This window comes from Pseudomonas sp. FP2254 (genome assembly GCF_030687695.1).
Lineage (GTDB): Bacteria > Pseudomonadota > Gammaproteobacteria > Pseudomonadales > Pseudomonadaceae > Aquipseudomonas > Aquipseudomonas quebecensis.
This window is the reverse complement of the sequence record NZ_CP117444.1, coordinates 2865672-2880964: the sequence shown is the minus strand read 5'-3', so window position 1 is coordinate 2880964 and position 15293 is coordinate 2865672. Positions and strand designations below refer to the sequence as shown.

At 63.0% G+C, this 15293-nt stretch carries 13 protein-coding genes; 5 read left to right on the top strand and 8 right to left on the bottom strand.

Annotated elements, in window-relative coordinates:
* Positions 1-212: 212 nt before the first annotated feature.
* From PSH94_RS13215 to PSH94_RS13200, 4 genes are all read right to left on the bottom strand, one after another.
* Positions 213-1883, bottom strand: coding sequence for an ATP-binding protein (locus PSH94_RS13215; protein ID WP_305434721.1), 1671 nt, complete (start codon positions 1881-1883; stop codon positions 213-215).
* The gene (locus PSH94_RS13210) at positions 1880-3382 is read right to left on the bottom strand and encodes an ATPase domain-containing protein (protein WP_305434719.1); all 1503 of its coding nucleotides are present in this window, start codon (positions 3380-3382) and stop codon (positions 1880-1882) included. The genes PSH94_RS13215 and PSH94_RS13210 overlap by 4 nt, the downstream gene beginning before the upstream one ends.
* Positions 3383-3528: 146 nt before the next feature.
* Positions 3529-4587: a tetratricopeptide repeat protein gene (locus tag PSH94_RS13205; protein WP_181077656.1), complete on the bottom strand. Its 1059-nt coding sequence runs from the start codon at positions 4585-4587 to the stop codon at positions 3529-3531.
* Between the two features lie 76 nt (positions 4588-4663).
* A complete protein-coding gene (locus PSH94_RS13200) occupies positions 4664-5557 on the bottom strand; it encodes a bestrophin family protein (RefSeq protein WP_305434716.1) in 894 nt (297 codons plus the stop codon).
* Between the two features lie 241 nt (positions 5558-5798).
* Here PSH94_RS13200 and PSH94_RS13195 point away from each other — a divergent pair, with 241 nt between their 5' ends.
* Genes PSH94_RS13195 through PSH94_RS13175 form a run of 5 tightly spaced genes read left to right on the top strand, consistent with a single transcriptional unit; the run spans position 5799 to position 11359 of the window.
* Positions 5799-7448: an AMP-binding protein gene (locus tag PSH94_RS13195; RefSeq protein WP_285428212.1), complete on the top strand. Its 1650-nt coding sequence runs from the start codon at positions 5799-5801 to the stop codon at positions 7446-7448.
* Positions 7449-7469: 21 nt separating this feature from the next.
* Positions 7470-8237, top strand: coding sequence for an SDR family NAD(P)-dependent oxidoreductase (locus PSH94_RS13190; RefSeq protein WP_266249398.1), 768 nt, complete (start codon positions 7470-7472; stop codon positions 8235-8237).
* Positions 8238-8249: 12 nt separating this feature from the next.
* On the top strand, positions 8250-9434 hold the full coding sequence (locus tag PSH94_RS13185; RefSeq protein ID WP_181077648.1) for an acetyl-CoA C-acyltransferase: 1185 nt from the start codon (positions 8250-8252) through the stop codon (positions 9432-9434).
* A 12-nt stretch (positions 9435-9446) separates the two neighbouring features.
* The gene (locus PSH94_RS13180) at positions 9447-10574 is read left to right on the top strand and encodes an acyl-CoA dehydrogenase (protein ID WP_181077646.1); all 1128 of its coding nucleotides are present in this window, start codon (positions 9447-9449) and stop codon (positions 10572-10574) included.
* Positions 10575-10585: 11 nt separating this feature from the next.
* A complete protein-coding gene (locus PSH94_RS13175; RefSeq protein WP_181077644.1) occupies positions 10586-11359 on the top strand; it encodes an enoyl-CoA hydratase in 774 nt (257 codons plus the stop codon).
* Positions 11360-11616: 257 nt separating this feature from the next.
* Here PSH94_RS13175 and PSH94_RS13170 read toward each other — a convergent pair whose 3' ends face one another.
* From PSH94_RS13170 to PSH94_RS13155, 4 genes are all read right to left on the bottom strand, one after another.
* On the bottom strand, positions 11617-12768 hold the full coding sequence (locus PSH94_RS13170) for an acyl-CoA dehydrogenase family protein (protein ID WP_305434712.1): 1152 nt from the start codon (positions 12766-12768) through the stop codon (positions 11617-11619).
* Between the two features lie 3 nt (positions 12769-12771).
* Complete coding sequence (locus tag PSH94_RS13165) at positions 12772-13875, bottom strand: enoyl-CoA hydratase/isomerase family protein (RefSeq protein WP_181079421.1); 1104 nt, start codon at positions 13873-13875, stop codon at positions 12772-12774.
* Between the two features lie 165 nt (positions 13876-14040).
* Positions 14041-14751, bottom strand: coding sequence for an HPP family protein (locus PSH94_RS13160; protein WP_253507713.1), 711 nt, complete (start codon positions 14749-14751; stop codon positions 14041-14043).
* 170 nt (positions 14752-14921) lie between these two features.
* Positions 14922-15155 (bottom strand): type VI secretion system contractile sheath small subunit, encoded by a 234-nt coding sequence (locus PSH94_RS13155; RefSeq protein ID WP_370694729.1) that lies wholly within the window; start codon positions 15153-15155, stop codon positions 14922-14924.
* Positions 15156-15293 lie beyond the last annotated feature (138 nt).

Below are 15293 nucleotides of genomic sequence, written 5' to 3'. Positions count from 1 at the left end.
GCTCGCGTACAGCGAGCTGCGTTGGGGCTTGAGCCTCGACGGGCTGGGTGAGTAACGTTCGAAGGGAAGAGATCATCATAGGCAAGTAACTCGCTGGCGTTCAGAAATAACTCAGCGCAGAGCGCGCGGACCTATTGCTGAGTAACCGTTACTTGTAGGACCGTTCCACGATGCCACGGGTCGAATGTTGCGGCATGTTGACGCTGCGTCGATTACGCCCGGATCATCTCCCGCACCTTGGCCGTCAACAGATCAAACGTGAAGGGCTTGGCGATCAGTTGCATCCCAGGCTCCAGGAACCCGCCGCGCACCGCCGCATGCTCGGCATAACCGGTAATGAACAGCACCTTGAGGTCTGGCCTGATCTGCCGGCCGATTTCGGCCAGTTGCCGGCCGTTCATGCCGGGCAGGCCAACGTCGCTGATCAGCAGGTCGATACGCTGGTCCGACTCGATGATCGGCACGGCGGTGTTGGCATCGCCGGCCTCGACGTAGGCATAGCCCAGTTCCTTGAGTACCGCACTGACCAGCACGCGCACTGCGGCGTCGTCCTCGACGATCAGTACCGTTTCGCCTTCGTTGGCGAACGGCAGCAGCGTCGGATTGCTCGCTTCATCGGCGACCACTTCGCCGACGAAGCGTGGCAGGAACAGGCTGACTGTGGTGCCTTTGTCGACTTCGCTGTGAATGATCACGTGACCCCGGGATTGGCGGGCAAAGCCGTAGATCATCGACAGCCCGAGCCCGGTGCCTTGGCCAATCGGCTTGGTGGTGAAGAACGGATCGAACACCCGGCCCATGACACTTTCGGGGATGCCGCACCCGGTGTCGCTGACGCTCAACTCCACGTAGTTGCCGGGCGTGAGTGAGCCGTAGGCGGCGGTGAACACGCTGTCGAGGTGGCGGTTGCTGGTTTCCACCGTCAGTCGGCCGCCATTGGGCATGGCATCCCGCGCATTGATCACCAGGTTGAGCAGGGCGCTCTCCAGCTGGTTGGGGTCGGCTTCGGCGGTCCATAGTTGCTCGCTCAAGCGCATGTCCAGGCTGATGCTTTCGTTAATGCTGCGTTGCAGCAACTCGCCCATGGAGGTGACCAGTCGATTGATCTGCACCGGTTTGGAATCCAGGGACTGGCGGCGGGAAAACGCCAGGAGCCGGTGGGTCAGCCCCGCCGCCCGGTTGGCGGAAGTCACGCCCAGGTCGATCAGGCTGTCAAGGTCGTCGAGCTTGCCGCGGGCCACGCGCCGGCGCAGCAATTCCAGGCTGCCGATAATACCGGTGAGCATGTTGTTGAAGTCATGGGCGATGCCGCCGGTCAACTGACCGACCGCTTCCATCTTCTGGGACTGGCGCAACGCCTCTTCATTGCTGCGCAACTGCGCGGTACGTTCTTCGACCTGTTGCTCAAGCGTTTCCAGGGTGCGCTGCAGGCGCAGTTCGCTGGCGCTGAGGTCGATCAAGCGATCGCGGGCCTCGTACTGGCGGCGTCGCCCACGCAGGGCTGCGCTGACCAGGCTGATCAACGTTACCGGATGGAACGGCCGCTCGAGGAAGGTCACGTTACCCAGCAAGCCACTGAGGTCCGACGAACCGTTCTGCTCGCTGCCGCCGTGGTGAGTCAGCAGTACGATGGGCAGGTCCGACCACGCCGGTTGACGATGCAAGTGCTCCAGCAATGGCTCCAGATCGACCCCCCGCAAGGCTTCGGCGGCGATGATCAACAGGCCGGCACCTTCTTCCAGGGCCTCGCACAGCGCCATGAGATTGCTGGCAATGATGCCGCTGTAGCCGGCTTCGTTGAGCATCATCAGCGCCAAGGTGCCGTCGCGGCCCAGAGGCGCCAGAACGATAGCGCGCTCGGAGGCGGGTGCCAGGGCCGTCACTCTCCCTCTTCCTTCAACAAAGGCGAACCGGCGCCCATGTAGGTAGGAATGCCACGCAGGACGCCCTGGAAGTTGGCCAGCGGTTCACCGACGGTCATGCCCTGGTGACTGATGCGATACTCGCGAATGGTCGACTCATGGGTGCCCGTGCGTTTCTTGATGATGGAGATGGCGCGACGCACTTTGCCCTGTGCTTCGAAGTAACGCAGCAGGATCACGGTGTCGGCCAGGTAAGTAATGTCGACCGGCGCCTGCATGTCGCCAACCAGGCCATGTTGCGCGACGGTCATGAACGTCGCCGCGCCACGCCGGTTGAGGTACAGCAACAGCTCGTGCATATGCAGGATCAAGGCGTTTTCTTCAGGCATCGCGGCCTGATAGCCGTTGATGCTGTCGATCACCACGGTCTTGATCCCGCGCTCATCCACGCAACGTCGCACGCGGTGGGAAAACTCACCAGGCGACAGCTCGGCGGCGTCCACCTGTTCGATCAGCAGGTTTCCGGTCGCTTGCAGCGCGACAAGGTCAATGCCCATATTGCGCATGCGTTCGAACAGCAGCCCCAGCTCTTCGTCGAAGATAAACAGCGCGGCCTTTTCCCCACGCTCTACCGCGGCGGCGGCGAAGATCATCGAAATCAGCGATTTGCCGGTGCCCGCCGGACCCAGAATCAGGCTGCTGGAGCCGGTCTCGACACCGCCGCCCATCAACGCATCCAGTTCGTGGATGCCGCTGCTCAGGGTCTGGCGCACATAACCGCCACGATGCTCGGCCGCCACCAGGCGCGGGAACACATGAATGCCGTCGCCCATGATGGTGAAATCGTGGAACCCACCGCGGTATTTCTGGCCGCGGTACTTCACCACGCGCACGCGGCGGCGTTCGGCGCCATAGTTGGGGGTCAGTTCTTCCAGGCGGATCACGCCGTGGGCGACGCTGTGCACGGTCTTGTCCAGGGATTCGGTGGTCAGGTCGTCCAACAGCAGCACCGTGGCGTCATAGCGCACGAAGTAATGCTTGATGGCCAGGATTTGCCGGCGATAACGCAGCGAACTCTGGGCAAGCAGGCGGATCTCGGACAGGCTGTCGATCACCACGCGGGTTGGCTTGACACGCTCGACCACTTCGAAAATCTGCCGGGTCGCTTCACCCAGTTCCAGGTCCGAGGAGTACAGCAGGCTCTGCTGGTGCTCGGCGTTGAGCAGGCTCTCGGGCGGGGTCAATTCGAAGATATGGATATTGTCGTCCAGGTCCCAACCGTGGGACTTGGCACCCTGGCGCAGCTCACGCTCGGTTTCGGACAGGGTGATGTACAACGATGTTTCACCGTTTTTCGCGCCGGCCTGCAGAAAATGCAAGGCTACGGTGGTTTTGCCGGTCCCTGGCTCACCTTCGAGCAGAAACAAATGGCTGCGGGACAACCCACCGGAAAGAATGTCGTCGAGACCTTCAATGCCGATGGCTGCTTTTTCGGTTAACAACGCTTTAGATGTAGACAAGAAGTGCCCTCAGGTCACATACGAGGAGATGTGCGCACCCGTTCGGGCGCGCCTTAAGCACTTGACCGTTGGCTGTTGCGGGGGTTCAACGTTTTGCGCGGGTTTGTGCGCGACTGCGGCTTTTTTTCCAACTTTTTGTATAAGCCTTACAGGCCTTGCTGCAGCGCCGGGTCATCCGGGTTCTGTTGTTCGAGCTGGGCCAGCAATACCTGCACGTTCTGCAACTGGCCGCTCTCTTTCCAGTAGTTGATCAGCAACACGCGCGCCTTGCGGTTGGCCGGGTGGCGCTGGACGATTTCTTCCAACTGGCGCTGGGCAGCTTCCAGTTCCTGCTGGGCGTGCAGAGTGGTGGCCAGGTCGTAGCGGTAATCCTGATTATCCGGTTCCAGCTCTACCGCTTTGGACAGGCCGAGCAACGCATACGTGCGCTCGCCATGGTGCAGCAGCCACAGGCCGAGGGCGTGCTGCAGGTAAGCCGACTCCGGATGCGCCGCCAATTGCCGGGCCAACAGTTGCCGCGATTCGTCGGTCTTGCCCTGTTTGTCGAGCAACTCGATCTGCGCCACCACCGCCGGCAGATTGTCCGGCTGCAGGCGTGTGGCCTGTTCCAGCGCATTCTGCGCCTCGGGCAGCAGCGCGCTGTGGATGTACAGGCGCGCCAATTGAATCCAGCCTTCAGCGGTTTCGGGCTGGGCCTTAAGGTGTTTGACGTATTCGTCCAGCACCTGTTGCAGCGGGCCGAAATACAGGCCCAGGGCGTCGGGCGACAGGCCGAGCAGGGCATTGGCGGCGGCAAAACGAACGCGTTGCTCCGGGTCATCCAGCAGCGGACCGAGCAACAGGGTGCGCTGGCCGCTGGGCACCAGGCCGACGATGCTGTGGATCGCCGCCTCGCGCACCAGCGGTGCCTCGTGAGCCAGGTCCTTATCCGCCAGCTTCAGCGCCTGGGGGCTGGGGTAGTTGGGCAATTCGGCATGCAACGCGGCACGGCGTTCCGGCGACAGGTCCGGGCGCGCGAGTTGCTGGTACAGCACGCGCGCTGCGCCGGGCTCGCCGTTATGCGCCTGTTTCAACGCTTTCGAATAGCCTTTGGCAATGGCAGGCGGCACGGCCACTTGGGGGGTGTGGGTGAAATACCCAATGATCAGTCCGATAAACAACAGGGCGCACAGGCCGACGAGGGCGTAACGGCGTGACTTTGACATGCAGGCGTCCGAAAGCGTGGGCAGCTCGTTTAAAGCCGCAAGCTTCGACCAGACCACGGCAGGTGTCAAACCCGCATCAGGTGAGCACGTATTCCACCGGCTCCAAGGCCGGCGGCAGCTGCGTCACACCGAGGGCGGCCAGCACCTCGCGCTCCAGGGTGCGCAGGATCGCGTTGCAGGGCAGATCGTTCTCGTCAAAGCCAAACGGGTCTTCCAGGTCATCGCCGATTTCGTCGAGGCCGAAAAAGGTGTAGCTGACAATGGCGGTGAATACCGGCGTCAGCCAGCCGAGGGGTTCGGCCATGGCGAAGGGCAGCAGGATGCAGAACAGGTAGATGGTGCGGTGCAGCAGCAGCGTGTAAGGGAAGGGCAGCGGCGTGTGCTTGATCCGCTCACACGCGGCCTGCACCTGGCTCAGGCTGACCAGGCGAGTTTCCCACTGGGTGTAGCGCCATTCGCTGATTGCGCCGCGCCCGGCCAGTTCGCTGAAGCGCGCGCCCACCTGCTGCAGCACTTGATCGGGCAGGTTCGGGTGGTCGGCCTGCGCCTGCGTCCACGGTTGTATGGCCGAGGCTTCGTCTTCATGGCGCAGACGCGCGATCAAGCCGTGGGCGAAGCCACACACAGCGCGCAACACGTGCGCTCGCTCAGACGTATCGGTCAGCACCTGGGTTTGCCGAATCAGCGAGCGCACTTCGATCACCATTTGACCCAGTTGCTTGCGGCCTTCCCACCAGCGGTCGTAGCAGGCGTTGTTGCGAAAACTCATGAAGATCGACAGCGACAGCCCGAGCAAGGTGAAGGGGGTGGCATTGACCTTGGAGAAGTACGCCGGGTGCAGGGTTTCCACCAGCACGATCACCGACGCGAGCAACGTCACCAGCAGGCTGCGCAAGGCAATGCGCTTGGCAAGCGACCCCTTGAGGGAAAACAGGATACCCAGCAGGTTGGGCTTGGGACGCACGATCATCGGGCGGGAGCTTCTCAGGTGGCGCAGCTCGTCAGGGTAGAAGCTGACGGGCAGGGCGTCCAATCGCTTGGGCCGACCGCTTCATCGGCGCGGTCTATGATCAAACGCGGCATTGGCCAAAACAGTCAGCCATGTTGAAAGCTTTGACCATTGCTGGTGAAGCGCGCTGGAGCGACTATTTCCGCGGTGCTTGTCGTAAAAAAACGTCCTGAAAATAAAAACGACCGAAGGATTCCAAGCGATGCGTGACTATTTGGCCGCCACCACCGAATTTGATTATCCGCTCACCGTCGAGGCCACTCTGGCCGGCAGCCTGCAGGGCCTGAACGCCTGCGTCGAATGCTGCGACCGTTACGCGTTGCCGGGGCGCATCGCGCTGTTCTGGGAGGGCAAGGACGGGCGCAGCGCCACCGTCACTTTTACCGACCTGCAGGACCAGGCGGCACGCTTCGCCAATTTCCTCCTGGCCCAAGGTGTGAAGCGCGGCGACAAGGTCGCCGGTCTGCTGCCACGCACGGCGGAGTTGCTGGTGGTGGTGCTGGCCACCTGGCGCATCGGCGCGGTGTACCAGCCGCTGTTCACCGCGTTCGGCCCCAAGGCCATTGAACACCGTTTGAACAGCTCCGGCGCGGCGCTGGTGGTTACCGACGCGGTAAACCGGCCCAAGCTCGCCGAGGTGCAGGGTTGCCCCCTTATCGTCACGGTCGCCGGCCCCAAGGGCGAAGGCATCGTGCGCGGCGACTTCAGTTTCTGGGCCGAGCTCCCCACGTATTCCAACCTCTGCGAGCCGGTGCTGCTGAGCGCGGAGGAACCGTTCCTGCTGATGTTTACGTCGGGCACCACCGGCCCGTCCAAAGCACTGTCGGTGCCGCTCAAGGCGATTGTCGCATTCCAGAGCTACACCCGCGACGCCGTCGACCTGCGGCCCGAAGACGCGTTCTGGAACGTCGCCGATCCGGGCTGGGCCTACGGCATCTATTTCGGCGTGACCGGGCCGCTGTCCATGGGCCACCCGATTACCTTCTACGACGGCCCGTTCACCCTGGAGAGTACCTGCCGGGTGATCAACAAATACGGGATCACCAACCTCACCGGTTCTCCCACCGCCTACCGTTTGCTGATTGCCGGCGGCGAGCAGTTCGCCCGGTCGATCAAGGGCAAACTGCGCATTGTCAGCAGTGCCGGCGAGCCGCTGAACCCGGAGGTGATCCGCTGGTTCGCCGACAACCTCGGCGTGACCATCCACGACCACTATGGCCAGACCGAGTTGGGCATGGTGCTGTGCAATCACCATGGCCTGGCTCATCCGGTGCACGTCGGCTCCGCCGGGTTCGCGTCGCCGGGGCACCGAATCGTGGTGCTGGACGAGGCGTACCAGGAATTACCCGCCGGCCAGCCCGGCATCCTGGCCATCGACCGCGAGCAGTCGCCGATGTGCTGGTTCGCCGGCTACGAAGGCGTCAAGACCAAGGCCTTTGTCGGCAAGTACTACCTCAGCGGCGACACCGTGGAGCTGAACCCGGACGGCAGCATCAGTTTTGTCGGACGCAGTGACGACGTGATTACCACTTCCGGTTATCGCGTGGGCCCGTTCGACGTGGAAAGTGCGCTGGTCGAGCACCCGGCGGTGATCGAGGCGGCGGTGGTCGGCAAACCCGACCCGGAGCGCACCGAGTTGGTCAAAGCGTTCGTGGTGATCAACGAGCAATACCGCGCCACGCCGGAACTGGCCGAAGAACTGCGCCTGCATGTGCGCCAGCGCCTGGCCGCGCATGCCTATCCACGGGAAATCGAATTCGTCAGTGACTTGCCCAAGACCCCCAGCGGCAAGTTGCAACGTTTTATCTTGCGTAATCAGGAAATCGCCAAAGCTCAAGCAGCGGTGGCGTGATCCCTTTTTAAGGACACAACGATGCAGATTGAAAACAAGGTATTCCTGGTCAGCGGCGGCGCTTCGGGCCTCGGCGCGGCCACCGCCGACATGTTGGTCGGTGCCGGCGCCAAGGTGATGCTGGTGGATTTGAATGCCGACGCCGTGGCGGCCAAGGCCCGGCACTTGGGCGACAACGCCCGCAGCACGGTCGCCGATATCAGCCAGGAAGCGGCGGCTGAAGCGGCGGTGCAGGCCACGGTGGCGGCGTTTGGCGGGCTGCACGGGCTGGTCAATTGCGCCGGTGTGGTGCGTGGCGAGAAGATCCTCGGCAAGAACGGCCCTCATGGGCTGGCGAGTTTTGCGCAGGTCATCAACGTCAACCTGATCGGCAGCTTCAACCTGCTGCGCCTGGCGGCGGCGGCCATCGCTGAAACCGAGGCCAATGCCGAGGGCGAGCGCGGCGTGATCATTAATACCGCGTCGGTCGCCGCATTCGACGGGCAGATCGGCCAGGCTGCATACGCGGCGTCCAAAGGCGCGATTGCCAGCCTCACCTTGCCCGCCGCCCGAGAACTGGCACGCTTTGGCATCCGTGTGATGACCATCGCCCCCGGCATCTTCGAGACCCCTATGATGGCCGGCATGCCCCCCGAAGTACGCGACTCCCTGGCCGCCGGCGTGCCATTCCCGCCGCGCCTGGGCAAACCCGCCGAGTACGCCGCGCTGGTGCGGCACATCATTGAAAACAGCATGCTCAATGGCGAGGTGATCCGTCTCGACGGCGCCTTGCGCATGGCGGCCAAGTAAGGAGGACAACCGATGAACGATCCGATTGTGATTGTCAGCGCCGCACGTACGCCCATGGGCGGGTTTCAGGGCGACCTCAAGGGCCTGACCGCGCCGCAGCTGGGCTCTGCGGCGATCCGCGCAGTGGTCGAGCGCGCCGGCATCGCCACCGATGCCGTGGATGAAGTGCTGTTCGGTTGCGTGTTGCCCGCCGGCCTCGGTCAGGCGCCGGCGCGCCAGGCGGCACTGGGCGCCGGGCTGGACAAGGGCACTCGCTGCACCACCCTCAACAAGATGTGCGGCTCGGGCATGGAGGCGACCATCCTGGCCCACGACTCGCTGGCGGCCGGAAGCGTCGACGTGGTGATCGCGGGGGGCATGGAGAGCATGTCCAATGCGCCGTATCTGCTGGACCGCGCCCGCAGCGGTTACCGCATGGGCCATGGCCGTGTGCTCGACCATATGTTCCTCGACGGCCTGGAGGATGCCTACGACAAAGGCCGCCTGATGGGCACCTTCGCCGAAGAGTGCGCCCTGCATAACGGCTTTACCCGTGAAGCCCAGGACGCCTTCGCCATCGCGTCCCTGGGCCGCGCCCAGGAGGCGATCAGCCACGGGCACTTTGCCGCCGAGATCGTGCCGGTCCAGGTCACGGTGGGCAAGGAACAGAAAACCATCCTGCACGACGAGCAACCGCCGAAGGCCAAATTGGACAAGATCGCCCAGTTGAAACCGGCGTTCCGCGAAGGCGGCACGGTGACGGCGGCCAACTCCAGCTCGATCTCCGACGGCGCGGCGGCGCTAATGCTGATGCGCGAGTCCGAGGCGCTCAAGCGTGGCCTCAAGCCGTTGGCGGTGATCCACGGGCACGCGGCCTTTGCCGATGAGCCTGGATTGTTCCCGGTGGCGCCGGTGGGGGCGATTCGCAAGCTGATGAGCAAGACCGGCTGGACTCTGGACGAAGTCGATCTGTTTGAAATCAACGAAGCCTTTGCCGTGGTGACCCTGGTGACCATGAGCAAGCTGCAGATTGCGCATGCCAAGGTCAATATCCACGGCGGTGCCTGCGCGTTGGGGCACCCGATCGGCGCGTCCGGCGCGCGCATCCTCGTGACCCTGCTCGCAGCCCTGCGCCAAAAAGGCCTCAAGCGCGGCGTGGCCGCTATCTGCATCGGCGGTGGCGAAGCCACGGCCATGGCCGTCGAATGCCTGTATTAAGGACTCTGCACCATGCTGCCCAATGACGAACACCTGCAAATCAGCGATGCGGCCCGGCAATTTGCCCAGGAACGCCTCAAACCCTTCGCCGCCGAGTGGGACCGCGAGCACCGCTTTCCCAAAGAAGCCATCGGCGAGATGGCCGAGTTGGGCTTTTTCGGCATGCTGGTGCCGGAACAGTGGGGCGGTTGCGACACCGGTTACCTGGCCTACGCCATGGCCCTGGAAGAAATCGCCGCCGGTGACGGCGCCTGTTCCACCATCATGAGCGTGCATAACTCGGTGGGCTGCGTGCCGATCCTCAAGTTCGGCAACGATCAGCAAAAGGCCCGGTTCCTCACGCCTCTGGCCAGCGGCGCCATGCTCGGCGCGTTCGCCCTGACCGAACCCCAGGCCGGCTCGGATGCCAGCAGCCTGAAAACCCGCGCGCGCCTGGAGGGCGATCACTACGTGCTCAATGGCTGCAAACAGTTCATCACCTCCGGGCAGAACGCCGGGGTGGTGATTGTGTTTGCCGTAACCGACCCGGCGGCGGGCAAGCGTGGCATCAGCGCGTTTATCGTGCCGACGGACTCACCGGGCTACAGCGTGGCGCGAGTCGAGGACAAGCTCGGCCAGCATGCTTCCGACACCTGCCAGATTCTGTTCGAAGACCTGAAGGTGCCGCTGGCCAATCGCCTGGGGGAGGAGGGCGAGGGCTATAAAATCGCCCTGGCCAATCTTGAAGGCGGCCGCGTAGGTATCGCCGCACAAGCGGTGGGCATGGCCCGCGCTGCGTTTGAGGCGGCCCGCGACTATGCCCGCGAGCGCGAAAGCTTCGGCAAGGCGCTGATCGAGCATCAGGCCGTAGCGTTTCGCCTGGCGGACATGGCCACGCAGATCGCGGTGGCGCGGCAGATGGTGCATTACGCCGCCGCCCTGCGTGACAGCGGCAAGCCGGCGCTGGTGGAGGCCTCGATGGCTAAGCTGTTCGCCTCGGAAATGGCTGAGAAAGTCTGTTCGGCCGCCTTGCAAACCCTCGGCGGTTACGGTTACCTGAGCGACTTTCCCCTGGAGCGCATCTATCGCGATGTGCGGGTCTGCCAGATTTACGAAGGCACCAGCGATATTCAACGCATGGTCATCTCACGCAATCTCTAAGGAGCCGATACATGAGTTACGAGACTATTTTGCTTGAGGTTCAAGGCCGGGTCGGTTTGATCACCCTGAACCGCCCGCAGGCGCTGAACGCGCTGAACGCACAGTTGGTAAGCGAGTTGAACCAGGCCCTGGATGGCCTGGAAGCCAATCCGGAAATCGGCTGCATCGTGCTGACCGGTTCGAAAAAGGCCTTCGCCGCCGGCGCCGATATCAAGGAAATGGCCGAGCTGACCTACCCGCAGATTTATATGGACGACCTGTTCAGCGACAGCGACCGCGTGGCCAACCGCCGCAAGCCGATCATCGCCGCCGTTAACGGCTTTGCCCTGGGTGGTGGCTGTGAGCTGGCGTTGATGTGCGACTTTATCCTGGCCGGTGACGGTGCCAAGTTCGGCCAGCCGGAAATCAATCTGGGTGTGCTGCCGGGTATGGGTGGTACTCAACGCCTGACCCGCGCGGTGGGCAAGGCCAAGGCCATGGAAATGTGCCTGACCGGGCGTTTTATCGATGCAGTGGAGGCCGAGCGCTGTGGCATCGTCGCACGTATCGTGCCGGCCGACGATTTGCTGGATGAGGCCTTGAAAGTCGCGACGCTGATTGCGGGCAAATCGGTGCCGATCAGCATGATGGTCAAGGAAAGCGTGAACCGTGCATTCGAAGTGAGCCTGTCCGAAGGCGTGCGCTTTGAGCGACGGGTATTCCATGCGGCCTTCGCGACGCAGGATCAGAAGGAAGGCATGGCGGCATTTGTGGCCAAACGCGCGCCGCAATTCAAGGACCAGTAAAAATGTGGGAGGGGGCTTGCCCCAATGCCGGTCAGTTAAGAGACGGAACGGGCAACCAGTAACCTGTGGCGAGCGGGCTTGCCCCGCGTTGGGCTGCGAAGCAGCCCCAAAACATAGTCCCGGAGCTGCCTGGCATACTGCGACGCTCCTATTGGGGCTGCTGCGCAGCCCAACGCGGGGCAAGCCCGCTCGCCACAGTTACAGTGTTCCTCCTTAACTGACTGGCATTGGGGCTTGCCCCCTCCCACATGGCGTATTTAGAACGGGTAGTTTTTCAGTTCGCGGGCGATGACCATCCGTTGAATCTCACTGGTCCCTTCATAAATCTGCGTGATTCGCGCATCCCGGTAGTAGCGCTCCACCGGGTAATCCTCCAGGTAACCGTACCCGCCATGGATCTGCATGGCCTGGGAACAGACCTTTTCGGCCATTTCCGAGGCGAATAGCTTGGCCTGGGACGCTTCCGACAGGCAGGGCTTGCCGGCGCTGCGCAGGCGCGCGGCGTGCAGGATCAACAGGCGCGCGGCGTTGAGGCGGGTCTGCATGTCCGCCAGCAGATTGGCCACGCTCTGGTGCTCGATAATTGCCTTGTCGAACTGCACGCGCTCACGGGCGTAAGTCAGCGCCGCTTCGAATGCCGCACGGGCGATGCCCAGGGCCTGGGCGGCGATGCCGATACGGCCGCCTTCGAGGTTGGACAACGCAATGGCCAGGCCTTTGCCGCGCTCGCCGAGCAGGTTGGCTTCGGGCACGCTGCAGTGGTTGAGGGTGACGGCGCAGGTATCGGAGGCGCGTATGCCCATTTTGTGCTCGGTGCGGTCCACCACGAAGCCCGGCGTGTCGGTAGGCACCAGGAACGCGGAAATGCCTTTTTTGCCCAGCGCCGGGTCGGTCACCGCAAACACGATGGCCAATTTGGCCCGCTTGCCGTTGCTGACGAATTGCTTGGCGCCATTGATCACCCATTGGCCGTCGCGCAGCTCGGCACGGGTACGCAGGTTGTGCGCTTCCGAGCCGGCCTGGGGTTCGGTCAGGCAAAAGCAGCCAATCGCCTGGCCGCTGGCCAGTTGGGCGAGCCAGGTTTGTTTCTGCTGCTCGCTGCCGTAGTTGAGGATCGGCCCGCAACCCACTGAATTGTGAATACTCATCAGTGCGCCAGTGGCGCCATCCCCTGCCGATATCTCTTCCACGGCCAGGGCGTAGGCCACGTAATCGACGTAGGTGCCGCCCCATTCTTCGGGCACGACCATGCCGAGCAGGCCCAATTCGCCCATTTTCGCCACGAGGCCATCGTCGATCCAGCCGGCTTTCTCCCAGGCCTGGGCGTGGGGGGCGATTTCGCCGCGGGCAAAGTCGCGCGCCATGTCGCGGATCATCACTTGTTCTTCTGTGTATTCAATGTTTTGCATGAGTTATTTCGCAACCTGCTCGAAGTCGTGGAAGAAGCTGTCGACATGCGCGGCATCCAACGCCTGAAGCGTCGGCGGATGCCAGCGCGGGGACTTGTCCTTATCGATGATCAGGGCACGCACGCCCTCGATCAGGTCACCACGCTCGAACCACTGACGGTCCAGGTGCAACTCCAGCGCGAAGCACTGTTCCAACCGCAGACGGCGGCCACGGCGCAGCATCTGCAGGGTTACGGCCATGGCCAGGGGGGATCGGGTCTGCATCAGGTGCACGGTGTTCAACGCCCACTCGTGGCTGTCGGCCACGGTGACGGCCTGCAATTGCTCGACGATGCTTGGGATATCGGGCAGGGCGAAGAAATGGTCAATGGCCGGACGCAGCGCCGCCAGCGGCGCGTCCGGCAGCCGTTGCACGGCAAGCTTGGCTAACACGCCTTGCAGGTCTTTGAGCGGCGCGTCATGCCATTGCAGGCGGTCGAGTTTCTGGTCGAGCTCGGCAAGCCTGGCGCTGTCCAGGTACCAATTTGCCAGGCCGCAGTAGAGTGCATCCGCCGCGCGGATCTGCACCCCGGTCACGCCGAGGTAAATGCCCAGCTCCCCGGGAATACGCGGCAGAAAGTAGCTGCCGCCCACATCCGGGAAGTAACCGATCGCCACCTCCGGCATTGCCAGGCGGCTGCGCTCGGTGACTACGCGCAGGTCTGCGCCTTGCACCAGCCCCATGCCGCCGCCCAACACAAAGCCATCCATTAAGGCCAACACCGGTTTGCGGTAATGGTGGATGGCCAGGTCGAGTGCATATTCTTCGACGAAAAAATCCTGGTGCAGGGTGTCGCCGCTTTTGAAACTGTCGTAGAGGGAGCGAATATCGCCGCCGGCACAGAAGGCTTTGTCGCCAGCGCCGCGCAGGACCACGGCATGGACCTCGGGATCGTCCGCCCAGGCCTGCAATTGCCGGGTCATGTGGCGGACCATGTCGAGGGTAATGGCATTGAGACCGGCGGGACGGTTGAGGGTAAGGTGCCCGATATGGTTACGAACCTCGGCGAGCACCTCGTCCTGAGGCGCATCAGCCCGGCTTGCTTCGGATGAAACCTGAGCAGTCATCTCTAACTCCCTGCTTTTATTGTTCTTTATCAAGAGGTCCGCAGACGGACCATCCCGCGATCCTACCAGCGCAAATTTGCCCAGTACAACCGTGAATCCTGCAGGTCGTTCCTGCATTTATGCACACGCCGGGAGGGCGGGACAGCCCGCCCGACGTTATGCCCGTCAGGGCACACGGCTGGCCAGTACCTGGCCGATGCTGCGGCGCCGTGCGTGAACTTGCGCAGCGTGAATCAACTGCTCCAGCTCGGTGGGAGCCACGTCATAGAATTGCTCCATTTCAGCCAGTGCCAGCTTCAGGTCGGCAGCGGTGACGGCGGCATCGCGTGTGGCATTCGGGTCGGGCAGGATCGCTGCGGGTGCCTCCACCGCACCCTTGGGATAACGCGTGCGCGTGGCGTTATTGTAGGCCAGCGCGCAGCAGAGCAAGGCACCGGCGCCCATCAGCACCGCGCCGAGCTCCTGCCAGCCAAGTGCCGCAGAGGCCGGATCCGCCAGCACCAGCGTCATGGCCAGGCCACCCGCCGGCGGGTGCAGGCAGCGCAACCAGCACATCAGCACCACGCTCATGCCGGCCGCCAGGCAGGCGCCGCCGAGGGTGCGGCCCAGTACCCTGGCTACTAATAAGGCGACCACGCCGGCGCACAGGTAACTGCCGATGATCGACCAGGGTTGCGCCAACGCACCGGACGACACGGCGAACAGCAGCACCGCTGACGCCCCCAACGGGCCGAGCAGGTGCAACGCGACATCCATGCCAAAGACTTGGGCGCACAGCCAGACACTGAACAGGGTGCCCAGCGCCATGCCGATGGCGGCGCGGCTCCATTCCGAAGGGCGGGTGTTGATAGCAGCGGGGAACCAGCGAGCAAGCATTGATGAGATCCATAAACGGCGGGCAAAAAAAAGACTCGTCTGGTCACCCGGAAAAGTCTTTGGACGCTCCTGCCGCTGGGCAGGAACGCGAGCAGTGTGCCGTGGGGCTTCGTTCAGCGCCAATGCATATTAATGAGGGTTAAATACAAAAAAATTGGATTGAAGCGGTGTCAGCCGAACGGAATCGAACAGATGACACTGGCCAGCGGCGTATTGCGTTCACCCAGTACGCGGCTGTCGGTTTCTTCGTTGAAGAGCCGTTTGCGCAGACATTCCTGCAGGGCGGGTTCACTGGCCAGAGGGCCTTTGAGGGCGACGAGGGCGTCGCGCAGTTCCATCAGTCGATCCAGGGGCGGCACGGGCAGGGGGCCGACATGCAGTTCATTGCAAATATCGTATGGCACGGCATTTTCCTCTCATGAAGTAAACCACGGCAGTGGTTGCGGCCCATAGCGTCCTTGTTGTTATCCATGGCCTGTGGCGGTAAATGATTACCGCCATTGGTCACGGAGTTTACAGTCGCGTTTCAGGCGCGGGAAAGG